Origin of the sequence: Luedemannella helvata (assembly GCF_039528415.1) — a bacterium.
Classification (GTDB): domain Bacteria; phylum Actinomycetota; class Actinomycetes; order Mycobacteriales; family Micromonosporaceae; genus Luedemannella; species Luedemannella helvata.
Genome location: NZ_BAAALS010000050.1, coordinates 1 through 19,140, shown reverse-complemented (window position 1 = coordinate 19,140; position 19,140 = coordinate 1). Strand labels below are relative to the sequence as shown.

Sequence of the window (19,140 nt, the reverse complement as noted above, 5' to 3'; positions counted from 1 at the left end):
CGATCGTCGCACCGGAGTTCCCGATGATCGTCTTGTTCGACCGCACCCGCAGCATCCCCGAGCAGGAGATCGTGCCCGACACCCGGATCACGGCCGCGTTCGTCGAGCCCAACGCCGAGGTCAACGCCGAGGCGGACGTGACGGTCGTGACCCCCGCACTACCCCCACCCGTCGTGCCGCCGTTCTGCGTCGCCCAACCCACCAGGCCGGTCGTGTTCGTGCTGCCCGTGGTGACCGGCGCGCCGGTGGTCACCGGTGCCCGCGTCGTCGTGGCCGCCGAGGTCGCCGGGGCCCGCGTGGTGGCCGGGGCCTGACTCGTGGGCGGGACCTGGCTGGTGCCCGCGCCGCCGGTGGTCGGGTTGGTGGTGGACCCGGTGCAGGCCACGCCGTTCATGGCGAAGTTGCTCGGCACGGGGTTGCTGGAGTTGTTCCACGAGCCGTTGAAGCCGAACGACGCCGTGCCGTTGGTGGGGATGGCGCCGTTGTAGTCGACATTCGTCGCGGTGACGGTCGACCCGCTCTGGGTCACGTTGGCGCTCCAGGCCTGGGTGACGGTCTGCCCGGCGCCGAAGCTCCAGGTGAGCGTCCAGCTGGTCACCGGGTCGCCGATGTTGGTCAGCGTGACGTTGGCGCTGAAGCCGCCGGGCCACTGGCTGGCCACGGCGTAGCTGACCCGGCAGCCGGTGGCGGCCTGCGCCTGGGTCGCGGTGAGGAGGGTGCCGGCGAGGATGACGGCCGAGCCGGCAGCGAGCAGCGCGAAGCGCCGCCGTTTGGTCAACATGGTGGTTCCGCCTTCACGTGGGGGACGTGCGTTGTCGGTCGGATGCGCCGTGGGGGACGGCGGCGCTGAGGTCCGCGGCTGCCCGGCCGCGGACGGGGATCGCTCTCGTCGGCCATCGTATGGTAAGCGTTTTCCGTATACAACCATTGATCTCCGTAACACTTTTTGGTCAATCACCAGCAGCAATATGAAGCGGCCGCCGTCCCGAGGGGACGACGGCCGCTGCCGTGCGGGATCAGATCACGGGCTGGTGCAGGTGAGCGCCGGCGTGGACGCCGTGCTGTTCGCGAGGAACCCGAAGGTGGCCGTGCCGCCCGCGGCGAGCGAGCCGTTCCAGCTCAGGTTCTTCACCGTGATGTTCGAGCCGCTCGTGGTGAGCGTGCCGTTCCACAGCTGGGTGATGCCGCTGATGGCGCCGGTCACCGTCCAGCCGTTGATCGCGGCGCTGCCGGCCGTGACCGTGATCTCGCCCTGCCAGCCGCCCTGCCAGGTGCTGGTCGCCTTCACCGTGGCGGAGCAGGCGCCGGCCGGGCCGCTGGTCGGCGGCCGGCTGGTGACCACGGAACTGGTCGGCGGCCGGCTGGTCACGACCGAGCTGGTCGGCGGCCGGCTCGTGACGACCGAGCTGGTCGGCGGCCGGCTCGTCACGACCGAGCTGGTCGGGGGAAGGGTGGTCGGGCCGGCGGTCGAGCCGCCCGGCACGGGCGCGATCAGGTACGGCTGGATGATCGCCTGCTTCTCCGTGTTGATGCTGATCCAGTCGTCGAGCGCGATGCCGCCGGTGTCACCGGAGTTCGGGTTCCACGACCAGTACGTGAACGACATGCCGTCGGCCCCCGTACCCAGGTACTTCATCAGCTCGGTGAGCCAGACCTTGTCGACCGCGGCCTGCATCGTGGTGCCGAACTCGCCGACCATGATCGGGGCGATGTTCTGCTTGTAGAGGTAGCCCCAGTACTTGTCCCAGATGGCCGGCATGTTGGCCGGGTAGTCCGGCGCGTCGAACCACTTCTGGTGGAACACCGAGGTGGCGTACTCGTGCGGGGAGTAGACGAGGCGGTTGGCCACGTTCAGCCGTACCGGGAACTCGCCGGCCTTGGTCAGGTTGCCGCCCCACCAGCCGCAGTCCTCGTCGTTACTGGTGTCGTTGTCCCAGGTGTTCGACAGGCCGCCGCTGGGGCAGCTGACGCCCTCGACGAAGATGAGCCAGTTCGGGTTCACCCCGAGGATCGCGTTGCCGGCCCGCTCGGCGGCCAGCCGCCAGTCGCGGGCCGGGTCGCCGCAGCCCCAGCAGGCGCCGGTCGCGTTCGGGTTCGTGCCGTCCGCGTGCGGCTCGTTGTGCAGGTCGGCGCCGATCACGGTGGTGTTGCCGGCGTAGCGCTGCGCCAGCCACTTCCAGTCGTTGATCCAGGTCGTCTCGGAGACGCCTGCGGTGTACCACAGCGCGCTCTGCCCGGCCGAGGTCGGGCGGTGGCGGTCGAGGATCGCCCGCATGCCCTTCTGGCCCAGGTAGTCGATGACCTTGTCGAGGATCTGCATCGAGGTCAGGCCCACGAGGTCGGGGTTGCTGAACGTGTTGACGCTCGTCGCGGTCACGCCGTCCTTGGCGGAGTCGTTCGAGAACGGGATCCGCAGGGTGTTGTAGCCGAGCGAGGCCATCTTGTCGATCTGCTGCTTCCACGTGGCGTTGGCCCACAGGCCGTGGAAGGTCTTGTTGTCGGTCTCCATGCCGAACCAGTTGATGCCGGTCAGGCGGACCGTGGCGCCGGTGCTGTCGACGATCTTGTTGCCGCTGGTGCGCAGGTAGCCGACGCCGGTGCCGGCAGCGGCCGCGGAGGCCGGTGCGGCCCCGACGGTCAAGGCGATCAGCGTGGCACCGGCGGCGGTGGCGACCGCGGTGAGCGCGCTCGCCCCGGCGATCCACCGCTTGCGGCGGCTGCCGGGCCTGAGGTGTATGGCCATGGGGAACCCTTCAGCATGGGTATGTGGACGGGCCCGGACGGGTGCCCTGGACAGGGCACGAGGGGGCTGACCGTCATCTTTTGGCTGGTCGTCGCGGGCGTCAACGCGCAACATCGCCGTTGTCCCGGGTGTTGGGCGGGACATAACGCATTGACCTGCATGGCGGGTGCCATGCAGGTCAATGGGAGATGTGAAACTTACCTGCTCAACGCAGCTCAGCCGCTGTGTTCGGCCAGCTTGAGGAACTGCCGCTTCTGGTCCAGCGCGGCCTGCGCCTCGCGGATGCGCTTGGCGTCGCCGGCCGCCTGCGCCCGGGCCAGGCGCGCCTCGGCCTCGGCCACCTGTTCGCGCATCTGCGCCAGCAGCGGGCTGGACTCCGGCGTGGTGCGTCGCCAGGCCGACTCCATCGCGTTGCGGACCTTGTCGTCCACGGCCCGCAGCCGCCGGTCGAGCCCGGCCGCGGCGTCGCGCGGCACCCGCCCGGTGTCGTGCCACAGGCCCTGGATCTCGCGCAGCTGTGCCTGCGCGGCGCGCGGGTCCGCGTCGACGTCGATGGCCTCCGCCTGGGCGAGCAGCTCCTGCCGGCGCTCCAGCGCCGCCCGCTGCTCGTTGTCGCGGGCGGAGAAGACCTCGCTGCGGTGGGTGAAGAAGGCGTCCTGCGCGGCGCGGAACCGCTCCCAGAGGCGCTGCTCCACCTCCTTGCTGGCCCGCGGCGCCGCCTTCCATTCGGCCATGAGCTCCTTGAGGCGGTTGGCGGTCGCGGCCCAGTCGGTCGAGGCGGCCAGCGACTCGGCCTCCTCGACGAGCTGCTCCTTCTGGCCGGTGGCCTGCTTGCGCTGCGCGTCGAGGCTCGCGAAGTGGGCACCGCGGCGGCGGGTGAAGGAGTCGCGCGCGGCGGCGTAGCGCTTCCACAGCTCGCCGTCCGACTTCTTGTCCACGCCCTTGATGAGCTTCCACTCGTCGAGGATCTGGCGCATCCGGTCGCCCGACGACTTCCACTGCGTCGACTCGGCGGCGATCTTCTCGGCCTCCTCGACCAGCGCGGTCTTGTCGGCCAGCGCCTGGACGCGGGCGGCGTCGCGGGCGGCGCGGGCCTCGTTGGCCTTCTCCTCGGCCACGGACATCAGCTTGTCGAGCCGGGCACCGAGCCCGTCGATGTCGCCGACGACGTGCGCCTCGTCGAGGGAGCCGCGCAGGCGCCGAAGTGACGTGAGCGAGTGGCCGGCGTCGGCCGCCCCGCTGGCCAGCCGGGCCTCGATGAGGTCGACTTCCGTGACGAGGTCTGCGAAGCGGCGCGCGAAGTGCGCGAGGCCCTCCTCAGGAGTGCCCGCCTGCCATGACCCGACGGCCCGCTCGCCCGCGGACGTCTTGACGTACACGGTGCCGTCCTCGTCGACCCGACCGAAGGCCGTCCAGTCGCTCATGTGCCCATCCTCGTGTTCCCGGCGCGTCGGGCCGGGCGGCCCGACTATCGCCGCCAGTGCGCAGCCGCCGCGCAGGGCGCGGCATGACGACATCAGCATGTCCTCCCAGGCATTGTCACAGGGGGTTGGGGGGACACGTCGAGCGGCCACGGTACTCCTGCGACCGAACCGTGACCTTCTGTGCGGGTGGGAGCGCTCCCAACTGCCCGAACGCCGTTACGGTTGGCCCGTGCCACTGGTCGCCGCCGCCCTCTGCCCGCATCCCCCCGTGCTTGTTCCGGAGGTCGCCGCCGGCGCCGCCGGCGAACTCGACGCGCTGCGCGCGGCGTGCGGCACTGCGGTCGCTACCTTGGCCGATGCGGCCCTCGACCGGCTCGTCGTGCTCGGCGGGGGAGACCGGACAGCCGCCTTCGACGCCACCTGCGCGGCCACCTTCGAGCCGTGGGGCGTGCCCCTGCGGGTACGCCCCGGCACCGGTGAGGCGCCCCCGCGCCTGCCGCTGAGCCTGACGGTCGCCGCGTGGCTGCTGGACCGATACTTTCATCCCGGCCGCCCGGTGGAGATCGAATTCCGCACGGTCGCGGCCGACGCCTCGCCGGCCGAGTGCGCGGCTCTCGCCCGCGCCCTGCGCGCGCCGGATTCGTGGGGGCTCCTGGTGATGGGCGACGGCTCAGCCTGTCGCGGCGAGAAATCCCCCGGGTACGCCGATCCGCGCGCCGAAGGATTCGACACCGCCGTGGCCCGCGCGCTCGCCGATGTCGACACCGGTGCCCTGCTGGCCCTGGACCCGGTCACGGCCGCCGAACTGCTGGTCGCGGGGCGGGCACCCTGGCAGGTGCTGGCCAACGCCACGCTGGACAGCGGCGGGGTGGCGGACGTCGGTGCTGGGCCGGCCGACGGCTCGTGGCGCGGCGAGCTGCTCGCCCACGAGGCCCCGTACGGCGTCGCGTACTTCGTGGCCACCTGGCGGTCCGCGTGAGCGGCGGTGAGCCCGCGCCGGTCGTGGCGATCATCGGACCCACGGCCACCGGCAAGACGGCGCTGAGCCTCGACCTCGCCGAGGCGCTGGGCGGCGAGGTCGTCAACGCCGACTCCATGCAGCTCTACGAGGGCATGGACATCGGCACGGCCAAGCTACGCGTCGCGGACCGGCGCGGCGTGCCGCATCACGTCTTCGACCTCTGGCAGGTCACCGAGCCGGCCAGCGTCGCCGAATACCAGGCCGAGGCGCGGGCCGCGATTGCCGACATCGCCGCCCGGGGCAGGGTGCCCCTGCTGGTCGGCGGGTCCGGGCTGTACGTGCGGGCCGTCCTCGACGACTTCTCCTTTCCCGGCACGGATCCCGACCTGCGTGCCGCGCTGGAAGCGGAGCTGGCCGAGGTCGGGCCGGGCGTCCTGCACGCGCGGCTGGCGGCGCGCGACCCCGGGGCGGCCGCCAGGATCCTGCCGTCCAACGGGCGGCGCATCGTGCGGGCCCTGGAGGTCATCGAGCTGACCGGCAGCCCTTTCACGGCCGAGCTTCCCGGGGAGCGGCCGTACCACCCCGCGCTGCAACTCGGCGTCGACCGCGACCCGGTCGAGCTGGACGCGCGGGTGGCCCAGCGCGTCGAGCTCATGTGGCGCGAGGGCCTGGTCGCCGAGGTGGAACGGCTCATCGTCCGGGGCCTGCGCGAGGGTCGCACGGCCAGCCGCGCGCTGGGCTACCAGCAGGTCCTCGCGTACCTCGACGGCGACTGCGACGAGGCGACGGCGGCGGCCGACACGATCCGCGCCACCCGCCGCTTCGTGCGCCGCCAGCGCTCCTGGTTCCGGCGTGACCCCCGCATCCGGTGGCTGGACGCCGCCGCCTCCGACACCCTCGACACCGCCCGGGCCGCCGTCGCGCAGTGGCGCCGATCTCTTCAGTGAATCTTCGGGCGAAGTGGTCGCCATGGCGACCGGTAGGCCCGAAGATCCAGTGGTGGTTATCCACAGGGGGTAACGCGGCGGTGCGGGGGTGCCGAGACTCGTGGGGTGGGTGGACTGGACGAACTGCTGGACCGTCAGGACGGGGTCCTGAGCGTCCGGCAGGCACTGTGGTTCCTCAGCCGTTCCGCGCTTCGCGCCCGGGTACGAAGTGGGCGCTGGCAGCGGGCTCATCGCAACGTGCTGGTCGCCCACAACGGCGCACTCACCGAGCGACAGCGACTATGGGTCGCGTCCTTGGCGGCCGGACCCGACGAACCCGCCCCGATCGCCGGACTCACCGCGTTGATCGCCCATGGGCTACGCGGCTTCGAGGCGCCCACTGTGTGGGTGGTCCTGCCGACGAATCGCGATCATCGCGCACCGCCGGCCGGCGTCACCGTCCGCCAGACGACCACCCTGCTGCCGCGCGACATCCACCCGGTCGCCCGGCCACCGCGGACGCGCGCGCCCAGGTCGCTCGTTGACGCGGCGGCCTGGGCGCGTACCGACCTCGAGGCGCGCGGCATCGTCGCGGCCTGTTACCAGCAGCGCCTCGTCCGCCACGACGACGTGCTCGACGCCCTGGCCAGGGCGCCCCGTGCCCGCCGTCGTCGGTTGACGGCCGCCACGGCCCGCGACGCCGCCGGGGGTGCCACCTCGGTGGGTGAGCTGGATCTTCTCGCCGCGATCCGGCGTGCGGGACTGCCCGAGCCCAAGCTGCAGCTGCGCCGCCGCGACGCCGGGGGCAAGGTGCGTTACCTCGACGGCTACTACCCCGAGTACGGCCTTCATCTGGAGGTCGATGGCGCCCACCACGACGACCCGTTACAGGCCTGGGCGGACATGGACCGCCAGAACGCGCTGTGGCAACGCGGCGAGCGGGTCCTGCGGTTCCCGGCCTGGATGGTCAGGGACCGACCGGACGTCGTGGTCGCCCGGATCCGGGACGCCCTGCGGGCGGCCGGCTGGCCCGGATGATCAGTTACTTCTGGATCTTCGGGGGAAGTGGTCGCCCTGGCGACCGGTAGGCCCGAAGATCCAGTGGAGCGGGGTGAGTCATGATGGTGGCGATGGACGGCACACTGAGCTTTGTCAAAGGGCACGGCACCGGGAACGACTTCGTCGTGCTGCCCGACCCGGACGGGTCGTTGGCGCTGACGCCCGGGCTGGTCGCCGCGCTGTGCGACCGGCGGTTCGGGGTCGGCGGCGACGGGGTCCTGCGCGTCGTGCGGACGGCGGCGCATCCCGAGGTGGCGCACCTCGCCGGTGAGGCCGAGTGGTTCATGGACTACTGGAACTCGGACGGGTCGCTGGCCGCCATGTGCGGCAACGGCACCCGGGTGTACGCCCGGTACCTGGTGGAGGCCGGGCTCGCCGACGGGCCCACGGTCGCGGTGCTGACCCGTGCCGGGGTGGTCGTCGCCGAGGTGGGTGACGACGTCGCCGTGGCGATGCCCGTCCCGGTGGTCGGCGGCCCGGCCAAAGCGGACGTGGGCGGCGTCACGTTCGATGGCGTGGCGGCAACCTGCGGCAATCCCAACCTGGTGTGCCCGGTGCCCGACCTGGCGTCGCTGGACCTCGCGGCCGTCGCGGATCTCGATCCGGCAGCCTTCCCCGAGTCGGCGAACGTGGAGTTCGTGACCAACGAGGCGCCCGTGGACGGCGCGGACCTGCACGTCGCCATGCGGGTGATCGAGCGCGGCTCGGGCGAGACGCTGTCGTGCGGTTCGGGCGCGTGCGCCGTGGCCGCGGTGGCGCTCACCGGCGCGCTGGGCACGCAGCCGCGCGAGGCTGGCGTCGTGGCGATCGACGTGCCCGGGGGCCGGGTGACCGTCACGCTCACCCCCGACCGGTGCGTGCTGACCGGCCCGGCCGTCCTCGTGGCGAGCGGCGAGATCAACCTGAGCCGCCTCCGGCTGTCCTGAGGCGCCGCCGCTGGCGGAGGCCCAGTGGCGGCGCGGTCCCGTGCCAGCGGACTAGGCGGACTCGGCCGGGTCCGGGTCGGCGCCGAGCGGGTTGACGCGGGCGACGTCCTTGGCGGCCGCCCGGACGGCGGCGGCGACCGCCGGGGCCACCCGGGCGTCGAACACGCTCGGCACGATGACGCTGGCGTTGATCTTCTCCTCGCCGACCACGTCGGCGATCGCCTGGGCGGCGGCCAGGGCCATGTCGGGGGTGAACTCGCGCGCTCCCGCGTCCAGCATGCCGCGGAACACGCCCGGGAACGCCAGTACGTTGTTGATCTGGTTGGGCTGGTCGGAGCGGCCGGTCGCGACGATGGCCGCGTGCTCGCGGGCCTCCCGGGGGTCCACCTCCGGGTCCGGGTTGGCCAGGGCGAAGACGATGGCGTCCTTGGCCATGCCGGCGATGTCGGCGCCGGTGAGCAGGTTGGGGGCGCTCACCCCGATGAACACGTCCGCGCCCCGGATCGCGCCGGCCAGGTCGCCGGAGTAGTTCCCGGCGTTCGTGTTGTCCACCAGCCACTGCCACGCCGGGCTCAGCCCGGTCATGCCGCGGTGCAGGGCGCCGGCCCGGTCGTACGCGATGACGTCGCCCACCCCCTGGCGCAGCAGCAGCTTCATGATCGCCGTGCCGGCCGCGCCGGCGCCGCTCACCACGACCCGTACATCGGTGATGTCCTTGCCCACGACCCGCAGCGCGTTCGTGAGGGCGGCCAGCACGCAGATCGCGGTGCCGTGCTGGTCGTCGTGGAAGACCGGGATGTCGAGCAGGCCGCGCAGCCGCTCCTCGATCTCGAAGCAGCGCGGCGCCGCGATGTCCTCCAGGTTGATGCCGCCATACGCGGGGGCGATGGCCTGGACGATCCGGACGATCTCGTCCGTGTCCTGCGTGTCGAGCACGACCGGCCACGCGTCGACCCCGCCGAAGCGCTTGAACAGTGCGGCCTTGCCCTCCATGACCGGCAGCGCGGCGGCCGGGCCGATGTTGCCCAGGCCGAGCACGGCGCTGCCGTCGGTGACCACGGCGACCGTGTTGCGCTTGATGGTCAGCCGGCGGGCGTCGTCGGGGTTCTCCGCGATGGCCAGGCAGACCCGGGCGACGCCCGGGGTGTACGCGCGGGACAGCTCGTCGCGGGTGCGCAGGGCGATCTTCGGGGTGACCTCGATCTTGCCGCCGAGGTGGAGCAGGAACGTCCGGTCGCTCACCTTGCGGACCTCGACCCCGGGCAGCTCCTCCAGGGCCGCGGAGACCGCTGCCGCGTGCGCCGCGTCCGCCGTGTCGCAGGTGAGGTCGGCGATGATCCTGGTGTGGTCGGAGTCGACCACGTCGAGGGCGGTGACGATCGCCCCGGCGGTGCCCACGCAGGTGGTGAGGCGGCCGATGGCCGAGGCGTCGGCCGTGACGGCCACGCGGACAGTGATGGAGAACCCGGCGCTGGGCAGACGGTTGGTCACGCTGGCATTGTGCCGCGCCGGTCGTAACTGGGGTGCACCGACGTCCCCCGACGTGGCACGATCGATGGGATGGCTAAAAAAGAACTGGTACCGGAGTTCGACGAGTCCCCGGCGACCACGGGTGAATACGACCTCGAAGAGCGCAACGCGCTGCGCCGCGTCGCCGGCCTGTCCACCGAGCTGGTGGACGTCACCGAGGTCGAGTACCGGCAGCTGCGCCTGGAGCGCGTCGTCCTGGTCGGCGTGTGGACCGAGGGCACGGTCACCGACGCGGAGAACTCCCTGACGGAGCTCGCGGCGCTGGCCGAGACGGCCGGCTCGCAGGTGCTCGAGGGGCTCATCCAGCGGCGCACCCGCCCCGACCCCTCGACCTACATCGGCCGGGGCAAGGTCGACGAGCTGGTCTCGGTGGTGCTCTCCTCCGGGGCGGACACCGTGATCTGCGACGGTGAGCTGTCGCCCAGCCAGCTGCGCACGCTGGAAAGCCGGATAAAGGTGAAGGTCATCGACCGGACCGCCCTGATCCTGGACATCTTCGCCCAGCACGCGAAGAGCAAGGAGGGCAAGGCGCAGGTCGAGCTGGCCCAGTTGCAGTACTTCCTGCCCCGCCTGCGCGGCTGGGGCGAGGCGCTGTCCCGCCAGGCCGGCGGTTCCGGCCGTGGCGGCGGCGCGGGCGGCGGCGTGGGCACCCGTGGCCCGGGTGAGACCAAGATCGAGACCGACCGGCGCCGCATCCGGGCCCGCATCTCGAAGCTCAAGCGCGAGATCGCCGCGATGCGCACGATCCGCGACACGAAGCGGGCCGGCCGCCGCCGCAACGCCGTACCGGCCGTGGCGATCGCCGGCTACACCAACGCGGGCAAGTCCAGCATCCTCAACCGGCTCACCGGCGCGGGCGTTCTCGTGGAGGACGCGCTGTTCGCCACGCTCGACCCGACCGTCCGGCAGGCGCGCACGGCCGACGGGCGCATCTACACGCTGTCGGACACGGTGGGCTTCGTCCGCCACCTGCCGCACCACATCGTCGAGGCGTTCCGCTCGACGTTGGAGGAGGTCGCCGAGGCCGACCTGGTCGTCCACGTGGTCGACGGCTCTCATCCGGACCCGGAGGAGCAGGTCCGGGCGGTGCACGAGGTGCTCGCCGAGGTGGGCGCCGAGCGGCTCAACGAGCTTCTGGTGATCAACAAGGTGGACGCGGCGAGCGAGGAGACCCTCCTGCGCCTCAAGCGCACCTGGCCGGACGCCGTGTTCGTGTCGGCGCACTCCGGCGTCGGCCTCGCGGAGCTGCGCGCGGCCGTGGACGCCCGCCTGCCCCGCCCGGCCATCGAACTGGAGGCCGTCGTCCCCTACGACCGGGGAGACCTCGTGGCGCGGCTGCACGAGCGCGGCGAGGTGCTGCACTCCGCGCACACGGCCGAGGGCACGGCCGTGCGGGCGCGGGTGGACGAGGGCCTGGCGGCCGAGCTGGCGCCGTTCGTGGCAACGTCCGTGTGAACCGCCACCTGCGGATCGTTGACATTCGTAAGATTTCTCTCACGACCGCCCGCGCGGCCAGATCCGAGGCAGCAGCACGGGCGCGGCTCTGCCAGACTGATGCGATGCGACGTGCCTTGTCCCCCCACCACGTGGCCTCCGCTTTCCTCCTCGCCGCCGCTCTGGCGGTCGGCCCGGCCGCGGTCGCCTCGGCCGCCGAGCCGACGCCCTCGGCGGGCGCCGACGACCTCATCATCGGCGAGGCGAAGGCGGGCAAGAGCGTCTGCACGATCAACGACGCCAATCTCAAGAGCATCACCGGCCTGGCCGCCACGTCGTCGGGCTTCCTGGTGGTCACGCAGGGTTACAGCGACACCGTGTCCCTCGTGACGCTGGACAAGAAGTGCAAGACGACGAGCACCTTCACCAACAGCGCGCCACGGCGCGACCCGCAGGACCTCGTCCTGGGCAAGGACGGCAAGACGGCATGGATCGCCGACTTCGGTGACAGCAAGAACCGGCCGACGATCGCCGTGTGGAAGGTGCCGGCCAACCGGAGCAGCGCCGCGACGATCTACCGGATGACGTACCCGGACGGCAAGCCGGACGCGCAGGCCCTGCTGCTCGACGGCGACGACACGCCGATCGTGCTGACGAAGGAAGGCTCGACGTCAAAGCTGTACAAGCCGTCCAAGAAGCTGGTCGCCAACAGCACGACCGGCGTCCCGCTGGAGAAGGTCGGCGAGTTCAAGCCCGCCAAGACCGAAACCGAGAACCCGCTCGCGATCCTGGGCAACCAGGTCACCGGCGCCGCGAGGTCGCCCGACGGCTCGAAGGTGGTCGTCCGCACCTACGCGGACGCGTACGAGTTCGATGTCACTGACGGCGACGTCGTCAAGGCGATCACGGAGGGCACGCCGCGGATCACGCCCCTGCCGAACGAGCCGCAGGGCGAGGCGATCACCTACAGCGCGGACGGCAAGCTCTTCTACACCGTTTCCAACATCGAACCCGACTCCGACGCCTCGCCGAAGATCCTCTCCTACACCCCGTACGTGCCGAAGGCGCCCGAGCCGAGCGGGGACAACGCGGGTGGCGGGCTGCGGTCGCCGGGCGCGTCGCTGAGCTGGTTCGACCGGTTGTCGCCCTCCGACCTCACCCGCATCGCCGCGGCCGTCGGCGCCGTGGGCCTGGCGCTGGCCATCGCGGGCATCGTCGGCATCCGCCGCGCCCGCCGCCGCCGGCGCGAGGAGGAGGAAGAGGCGTACGACGACTACGACGACGCGTACGACGACCCCCGCGACCGCCGGGGCGGCGGGGAGTACGGCGTGCCGCCGCAGCCGCGCGACGCCCGCTACAGCGAGGGGTACGACGACTTCGATCCGTACGCGCCGGCGACGGCGGGCGCCGGGCAGCGGGGTGCGGCGTACGGCGCGGCGGGCGGGTACGACCAGCAGGGCTACGACGCCCAGGGCGGTTACGACGCCCAGGCGTACGGCCAGCAGGGCTACGACCAGCAGGGCTACGGGGCCCAGGGGTACGAGCAGGGCTATCAGCAGGGCTACGGCTACGACCAGGGCTACCAGGACGGCGGTCAGGCCTACGGCGGCCAGCAGCCCGCCTACGGCGCCCAGGCGGGCTACGACCAGGGTGGTTACGACCAGGCTCAGGGCTACGGCCAGCAGGGCTACGACAACCAGTACGGCGGGCAACAGTACGGCGGTCAGCAGTACGGGGCCCAGGGGTACGAGCAGGGCTACGACAACGGCCAGTACGGGGCGCAGCCGGGCTACGACAACCAGTACGGCGGGCAGCCCGGGCAGCAGCAGTACGGCGAGTACGACGGCTACGACCAGCAGTACGACCCGCGCCGCCGCTGATCACCAGCTCAGACGATGGGGCGCCCGCCGGTTACCGGTGGGCGCCCCATCGTCACGTCGTGTCTCAGATGCGGCGTAGGACCGCGACCACCTTGCCGAGGATGGCCGCCTCGTCGCCGAGGATCGGCTCGAACGCGGGGTTCTGGGGCATGAGCCACACGTGGCCGTCGCGGCGGCGGAACGTCTTCACGGTCGCCTCGCCGTCGAGCATGGCGGCCACGATGTCGCCGCCGTCGGCGGTCTGCTGCTGGCGCACGACGACCCAGTCGCCGTCGCAGATCGCCGCGTCGAGCATCGAGTCGCCCTTGACCTGGAGCAGGAAGAGGGTGCCCTCGCCGACCAGTTCCCGGGGGAGCGGGAAGATGTCCTCAATGGACTGCTCGGCCAGGATCGGGCCACCGGCGGCGATGCGGCCGACGAGCGGCACGTAGGCCGGGCGGGGCCGGTTGCGGAGGTCGTCCTCGATCACCTGGACGGGCGTGCGGACGTCGACCGCCCGTGGGCGGTTGGGGTCCTTGCGCAGGTAGCCCTTCTTCTCCAGCACGCCCAGTTGATAGGCGACGCTGGAGGGGGAGACGAGCCCGACGGCCTCGCCGATCTCGCGCACGGTCGGCGGGTAGCCCCGCTGGCTCACGATCTCGCGCATGTATTCCAGAATCCGCCGCTGGCGGTCGGTGAGGTCGGGCGCGAAGGTCTCCGGGTTCGAGTTGGACACCGCCTCCACCGCACGCAGGTCGTCGCCGCGGCGGGTGGCACCGCCCCGCTTCGACTGCCGCTCCCGGTCTACGGTTGACACGTCCGTCCTCCCTCGGTTGGCGACGTCGCCGCCGCCGGTTCCGGCCGTGGCCACAGGGCCACCCACTGTTGTTGATGGCGCGGCGAGTGAAAGCGCCGCGCCGCAGCGCAATCGTGCTGGACTCTGACCGTAACGCCGATGTGCCCGATTTTCAAACAGCTGTTCGACCGGCGTGTCGCCGGCGTGGCGTCGAACATGTGTGCCGCGATGCTCGACGTGACCTTGATCCGGTGGTAGAACATCGTACGGGGGTTCGATCGAACTTCTGTACGGATCCACCCTGGCGAGGGAGTTCCCATGGGACACGCCGGAGGTCTTCGGCTGACGCGACGCGGGCGCATCGTCGTCCTTGTCTTTCTGATGGCGGTGACGACGACGCTCGGCGCGGTCGTGGTCGCCACGACGGGGGAGGCCGCCCCGCCGGTGGCCGAGGCGCCGATGGCGGTCGTGCGGCCGGGCGACACGCTGTGGCGCATCGCCGCCCGCGAGCTGCCGGGTCGCGATCCCTGGGTCGCCGTGAACGCGATCCGCGAGCTGAACGGCATCGACGACTACACGGTGCATCCGGGACAGGAGTTGCGGCTACCGGCTATGCGGTAGTTCAGGCGGTATGTTCCGTGCAGGTGGCGACACGCCCACCTGACTTCGCGGGTTCAGCTTGCCGATCGGTAGCCGACAGGCGTACGGTCGACCCCTAGATGTAGTAGTTACATCGGTGTCAGTTACCCACAGGTTGTGGATGACCGGCTCCGCATCACTACCCAGAGGTTATGGGTGGCTACGTAGTGAACTCATTCGCACTACCGGTGCCGTCGCGGATGCACGCGGCGACAACGGCGGGTTGCCATGCGCGGAAATGGGGTGCTTTGTCATGCGTTGCCCGTACTGCCGGCACCCGGACTCCCGCGTGGTCGACTCCCGCGAGGCGGACGACGGCGCGCTGATCCGGCGTCGCCGCTCGTGCCCCGAGTGCGGCAAGCGATTCACCACGGTGGAGGAGGCGGTGCTCGCCGTGGTCAAGCGCAGCGGGGTCACCGAACCGTTCAGCCGGGCGAAGATCATGTCCGGCGTCCGCAAGGCATGCCAGGGGCGCCCGGTCGACGAGGACGCGATCGCGCTGCTGGCCCAGCGGGTGGAGGAGACGATCCGGGCCCGGGGCGCGGCCGAGGTGCCGAGTCACGAGGTGGGCCTGGCGATCCTGGGACCGCTGCGCGAACTCGACGAGGTCGCTTATCTGCGCTTCGCGAGTGTCTACCGCGCTTTCGAGTCGCTCGACGACTTCGAGCGGGAGATCAAGTCTCTGCGTGCGGAACCCGGTTCCGCAGGGTAGTTGGCAGAAGGAAAACTCGGCGGCGCTCGCCGCCAGGAGACATGTGGGGGCAAGGCAGATGACACGCGCCGTGGGGGCGGAGAAGGGCCGTGGACGCACGCCGGCAGGGCTGCGGATCGAACGGGTGTGGACGACCGAGGGGGTACACCCGTACGACGAGGTCACGTGGGAGCGCCGTGACGTCGTCATGACGAACTGGCGGGACGGGTCGATCAACTTCGAACAGCGGGGCGTCGAGTTCCCGGAGTTCTGGAGCGTCAACGCCGCGAACATCGTGACGACGAAGTACTTCCGGGGGGCGGTGGGCACCCCGGAGCGGGAGTGGAGCCTGCGCCAGCTCATCGACCGGGTCGTCGGGACGTACCGGCGGGCCGGCGAGGAGCACGGGTACTTCGCGAGCGGAGCCGACGCCGAGCTGTTCGAGCACGAGCTGACCTGGATGCTGCTGCACCAGGTGTTCAGCTTCAACTCGCCGGTCTGGTTCAACGTCGGCACCTCGTCCAAGCAGCAGGTCAGCGCCTGCTTCATCCTGTCGGTCGACGACTCGATGGACTCGATCCTCGACTGGTACAAGGAGGAGGGGCTCATCTTCCAGGGCGGATCCGGCGCCGGGGTCAACCTGAGCCGCATCCGCGCCTCCAAGGAGCTGCTCTCCTCCGGCGGCACCGCGTCCGGCCCGGTGAGCTTCATGCGCGGCGCCGACGCGAGCGCCGGCACCATCAAGTCCGGCGGCGCCACCCGGCGCGCCGCGAAGATGGTCATCCTCGACGTCGACCACCCGGACATCGCCGAGTTCATCGCCACGAAGGCCAAGGAAGAGAACAAGATCCGCGCGCTGCGCGACGCGGGCTTCGACATGGACCTCGGCGGCGACGACATCGTCTCCGTGCAGTACCAGAACGCCAACAACTCCGTACGCGTCAACGGCGAGTTCATGCGCGCCGTCGAGAGCGGCGGCACGTTCGAGCTGCTGGGCCGCCTCGACGGCCGGGTCATCGACACGGTCGACGCGAAGAGCCTGTTCCGCCAGCTGGCGCAGGCGGCGTGGGAGTGCGCCGACCCGGGCATCCAGTACGACGACACCATCAACGACTGGCACACCAACCCCGAAACCGGACGTATTACCGCATCTAACCCATGCAGTGAATACATGTCTTTAGATAATTCTTCGTGCAATTTGGCGTCGCTGAACCTCATGAAGTTCCGCACCGAGGACGGCGGCTTCGAGGTCGAGAAGTTCGTCAAGGCGGTGGAGCTGGTCATCACGGCCATGGACATCTCCATCTGCTTCGCCGACTTCCCGACCGAGAAGATCGGCGAGGGCACCCGCGCCTACCGCCAGCTCGGCATCGGCTACGCCAACCTGGGCGCCCTGCTCATGGCCAGCGGCCTGCCGTACGACTCGGAGCAGGGCCGGGTGCTCGCCGCCGCGATCACCTCGCTGATGACCGGCACGGCGTACCGGCGCTCCGCCGAGCTGGCCGGCGTCGTCGGGGCCTACGACGGGTACGCCCGCAACGCGGACGCGCACAAGCGCGTCATGCGCAAGCACGCCGCGGCGAGCGACGACCTCAAGCCGACCACCCCCGTGGCTGCCGCAATCACCAAGGAGGCCGCCGCCCAGTGGCAGCGCGGCAACAAGCTGGGCGAGCGCAACGGCTGGCGCAACGCTCAGGCCAGCCTCCTCGCGCCGACCGGCACGATCGGCCTGATGATGGACTGCGACACGACCGGCATCGAGCCCGACCTGGCGCTCGTGAAGTTCAAGAAGCTGGTCGGCGGCGGGTCGATGCAGATCGTCAACCGCACGGTCCCGCAGGCGCTGCGCCACCTCGGGTACCCCGAGGAGCAGGTCGAGGCGATCGTCGAGTACATCGCCGAGCACGGCCACGTCGTCGACGCCCCGGGCCTCAAGACCGAGCACTACCCGGTGTTCGACTGCGCCATGGGCGAGCGGGCCATCGCGCCGATGGGCCACGTGCGGATGATGGCGGCCACGCAGCCGTTCCTGTCCGGCGCCATCTCCAAGACGGTGAACATGCCGGAGTCGGCGACCGTCGAGGACGTCGAGAAGATCTACTTCGAGGGTTGGAAGCTCGGCCTCAAGGCGCTGGCGATCTACCGCGACAACTGCAAGGTCGGCCAGCCGCTGTCGAACGCCAAGCCCGGCAAGAAGGCCGACGAGGTTGCCGCCGCCGAACCGGAGAAGGTCATCGAGTACCGGCCGGTGCGCAAGCGGCTGCCGAAGAAGCGCCCGAGCCAGACCATGTCGTTCTCGGTTGCGGGTGCCGAGGGTTACCTGACGGCGTCGTCGTACCCGGACGACGGCCTCGGCGAGGTCTTCCTCAAGATGTCCAAGCAGGGTTCGACCCTGGCCGGCGTGATGGACGCGTTCTCGGTGGCCATCTCCATCGGCCTGCAGTACGGGGTACCCCTGGAGACGTACGTCGCCAAGTTCACCAACATGCGCTTCGAGCCGGCCGGCATGACGGACGACCCGGACCTGCGCATGGCGACCTCGGTGATGGACTACATCTTCCGCCGCCTCGCCCTGGACTACCTGCCGGTCGAGCGCCGCGCCGAGCTGGGCATCTTCACCTCCGCCGAGCGGGCCGCCCAGGCCCGCGCCGAGGCGGCGGGCGAGGAGTTCGACCTCGTCGAGTACGCCGCGAGCGCCCCGATCGAGAGCAAGGGCGACAAGGCGGACAAGCCGGCCGCCGAGGTCGCGGAGGTCCGCCCGTCCCGCACGGCGGGCAGCTCGACCGAACTGCTGGAACTGGTGCAGGGCAAGGCGGCCGACGCCCCGCTCTGCTTCACCTGCGGCACGAAGATGCGCCCCGCCGGCAGCTGCTACGTCTGCGAGGGCTGCGGCTCCACCAGCGGCTGCAGCTGATATTGGGCCGAATTGCATCTGCTGCAACGCCGTATTCCGTCTATGAAGACGGCGGCTACGGCAAGCGAGTTGTGGCGAGCGAGTCGCTGAGCCACAGCCGGCGGTAAGCCAGCGACCGCCCGATCCTGTAGGGGACGGGCGGTCGCTGCGGCAAGGACGTGGTGTCCCCTGCTCGGTGTAGGAACCTGCATGACACCACATCTTGGGCCGCAGATCAAATTGCGGAGGAGGTGGTGTAAATGGCTCGAAACAGTCGACAGACTGGTTCAAAGGCGGCATCGGCTGCGGGCAGGGTGCTTGCGAACCCGAAGTCGTCGAAGGCGGACAAGACGGCCGCTGCTAGCGCGCTCTCGCAGACGCCGTCGAAGTCGAAGCGCAAGTAGTCGCAGGCTGCCCAGGTCCTACAACCAGGGCAGCCTGCCCCGCCGTAACCGGACTCAACGATGTTGCGTTGGATGCAACGTGAGAGCGTGTTTGAGAAGGTCGCACAGCGGGTCCGATAGTTCGGGCTGGTTGGTTCGATGAACAGGGCGTGACACGCCCTCGGCATTACCCCTCGGATCTGTCGGACGCGCAGTGGTTGCTGGTGGAGGTGCTGCTGCCGGCGCCGAACTTGTCTGGTCGGTATGAGAAGCATCCGCGACGCGACATCGTTAACGCGATCTTGTATGTGGTGCGTACCGGCTGCTCGTGGCGGCAGTTGCCGGCCGATTTCCCGCCGTGGCAGACGGTGTACTGGTACTTCGCCCGGTGGGAGAAGCAAGGCGTGACCGAGCGGATGCTCGGCGAGTTGCGTCGGCGGGTCCGTCGCGGGCAGGGTCGCAACGACGAGCCGTCGGCGGGACTCATCGATTCGCAGTCGGTCAAGGCCGCCGACACCGTCGCGCGTGCCAGCCGCGGTTACGACGCGGGTAAGAAGATCAACGGCAGGAAGCGGTTCATCGTCACCGACACCCTGGGTCTGCTCGTGATGGTCGTCGTGGTGGCGGCCAGTGTCCAGGACCGTGACGGGGCCAAGACGGCGCTGCTGCACGCGTATCTGGTCAGCCCGATCCGGTTCGTGTTCGCCGACGCAGGCTTCGCCGGCCGGCTCGTGGAGTGGGCTGCTCAGGTCCTGCGCACGACGCTGCAGATTGTGCGTAAACCTGTTGGTCAGAAAGGGTTCGCGGTCGTCCCTCGCCGGTGGGTGGTCGAGCGCGTGCGCCGTGAGGCGCTGATTGATCGTGTGGAGGTGAGAG

The 19,140-nt window shown here is 70.7% G+C and carries 15 protein-coding genes; 10 read left to right on the top strand and 5 right to left on the bottom strand.

Going from position 1 to position 19,140, the window contains the following annotated elements; all coding sequences use genetic code 11:
• The 3 genes from ABD191_RS27500 to ABD191_RS27490 form a co-directional block, all read right to left on the bottom strand.
• Positions 1-781, bottom strand: a 781-nt coding sequence (locus tag ABD191_RS27500) for a cellulose binding domain-containing protein (protein WP_344088418.1), incomplete at its 3' end; no start/stop codon positions are given.
• 240 nt (positions 782-1,021) lie between these two features.
• Positions 1,022-2,743: a cellulase family glycosylhydrolase gene (locus ABD191_RS27495; RefSeq protein WP_344088415.1), complete on the bottom strand. Its 1,722-nt coding sequence runs from the start codon at positions 2,741-2,743 to the stop codon at positions 1,022-1,024.
• A gap of 215 nt (positions 2,744-2,958) precedes the next feature.
• Complete coding sequence (locus ABD191_RS27490) at positions 2,959-4,167, bottom strand: DUF349 domain-containing protein (RefSeq protein WP_344088412.1); 1,209 nt, start codon at positions 4,165-4,167, stop codon at positions 2,959-2,961.
• 229 nt (positions 4,168-4,396) lie between these two features.
• Between ABD191_RS27490 and ABD191_RS27485 the strand changes: the two genes are divergently transcribed.
• The 4 genes from ABD191_RS27485 to dapF all read left to right on the top strand — a co-directional run bounded on the left by ABD191_RS27485 (position 4,397) and on the right by dapF (position 8,039).
• Entirely contained in the window at positions 4,397-5,146 is a 750-nt protein-coding gene (locus tag ABD191_RS27485) for a class III extradiol dioxygenase subunit B-like domain-containing protein (RefSeq protein WP_344088409.1), read from the top strand.
• Complete coding sequence (gene miaA / locus ABD191_RS27480) at positions 5,143-6,075, top strand: tRNA (adenosine(37)-N6)-dimethylallyltransferase MiaA (protein ID WP_344088406.1); 933 nt, start codon at positions 5,143-5,145, stop codon at positions 6,073-6,075. The genes ABD191_RS27485 and miaA overlap by 4 nt, the downstream gene beginning before the upstream one ends.
• Before the next feature lie 105 nt (positions 6,076-6,180).
• Positions 6,181-7,092, top strand: coding sequence for an endonuclease domain-containing protein (locus ABD191_RS27475; protein ID WP_344088403.1), 912 nt, complete (start codon positions 6,181-6,183; stop codon positions 7,090-7,092).
• Between the two features lie 104 nt (positions 7,093-7,196).
• Complete coding sequence (gene dapF, locus ABD191_RS27470) at positions 7,197-8,039, top strand: diaminopimelate epimerase (RefSeq protein WP_344088424.1); 843 nt, start codon at positions 7,197-7,199, stop codon at positions 8,037-8,039.
• Between the two features lie 51 nt (positions 8,040-8,090).
• Here dapF and ABD191_RS27465 read toward each other — a convergent pair whose 3' ends face one another.
• Positions 8,091-9,530: an NAD-dependent malic enzyme gene (locus ABD191_RS27465; RefSeq protein WP_344088400.1), complete on the bottom strand. Its 1,440-nt coding sequence runs from the start codon at positions 9,528-9,530 to the stop codon at positions 8,091-8,093.
• A gap of 69 nt (positions 9,531-9,599) precedes the next feature.
• Here ABD191_RS27465 and hflX point away from each other — a divergent pair, with 69 nt between their 5' ends.
• Positions 9,600-11,024 carry a GTPase HflX gene (gene hflX, locus ABD191_RS27460; protein WP_344088396.1) on the top strand — a complete coding sequence of 475 codons (1,425 nt, stop codon included), beginning with the start codon at positions 9,600-9,602 and terminating at the stop codon, positions 11,022-11,024.
• A gap of 104 nt (positions 11,025-11,128) precedes the next feature.
• A complete protein-coding gene (locus ABD191_RS27455; RefSeq protein WP_344088393.1) occupies positions 11,129-12,883 on the top strand; it encodes a hypothetical protein in 1,755 nt (584 codons plus the stop codon).
• 64 nt (positions 12,884-12,947) lie between these two features.
• Here ABD191_RS27455 and lexA read toward each other — a convergent pair whose 3' ends face one another.
• Entirely contained in the window at positions 12,948-13,679 is a 732-nt protein-coding gene (gene lexA / locus ABD191_RS27450; RefSeq protein WP_425560892.1) for a transcriptional repressor LexA, read from the bottom strand.
• Positions 13,680-13,976: 297 nt separating this feature from the next.
• Between lexA and ABD191_RS27445 the strand changes: the two genes are divergently transcribed.
• From ABD191_RS27445 to ABD191_RS27430, 4 genes are all read left to right on the top strand, one after another.
• The gene (locus ABD191_RS27445) at positions 13,977-14,279 is read left to right on the top strand and encodes a LysM peptidoglycan-binding domain-containing protein (RefSeq protein ID WP_344088390.1); all 303 of its coding nucleotides are present in this window, start codon (positions 13,977-13,979) and stop codon (positions 14,277-14,279) included.
• A 271-nt stretch (positions 14,280-14,550) separates the two neighbouring features.
• Positions 14,551-15,009: a transcriptional regulator NrdR gene (gene nrdR, locus ABD191_RS27440; RefSeq protein ID WP_344088387.1), complete on the top strand. Its 459-nt coding sequence runs from the start codon at positions 14,551-14,553 to the stop codon at positions 15,007-15,009.
• 58 nt (positions 15,010-15,067) lie between these two features.
• Complete coding sequence (locus ABD191_RS27435) at positions 15,068-17,902, top strand: vitamin B12-dependent ribonucleotide reductase (protein WP_344088384.1); 2,835 nt, start codon at positions 15,068-15,070, stop codon at positions 17,900-17,902.
• Positions 17,903-18,488: 586 nt separating this feature from the next.
• On the top strand, positions 18,489-19,140 hold a 652-nt coding region (locus tag ABD191_RS27430), incomplete at its 3' end, for an IS5 family transposase (protein WP_425560891.1).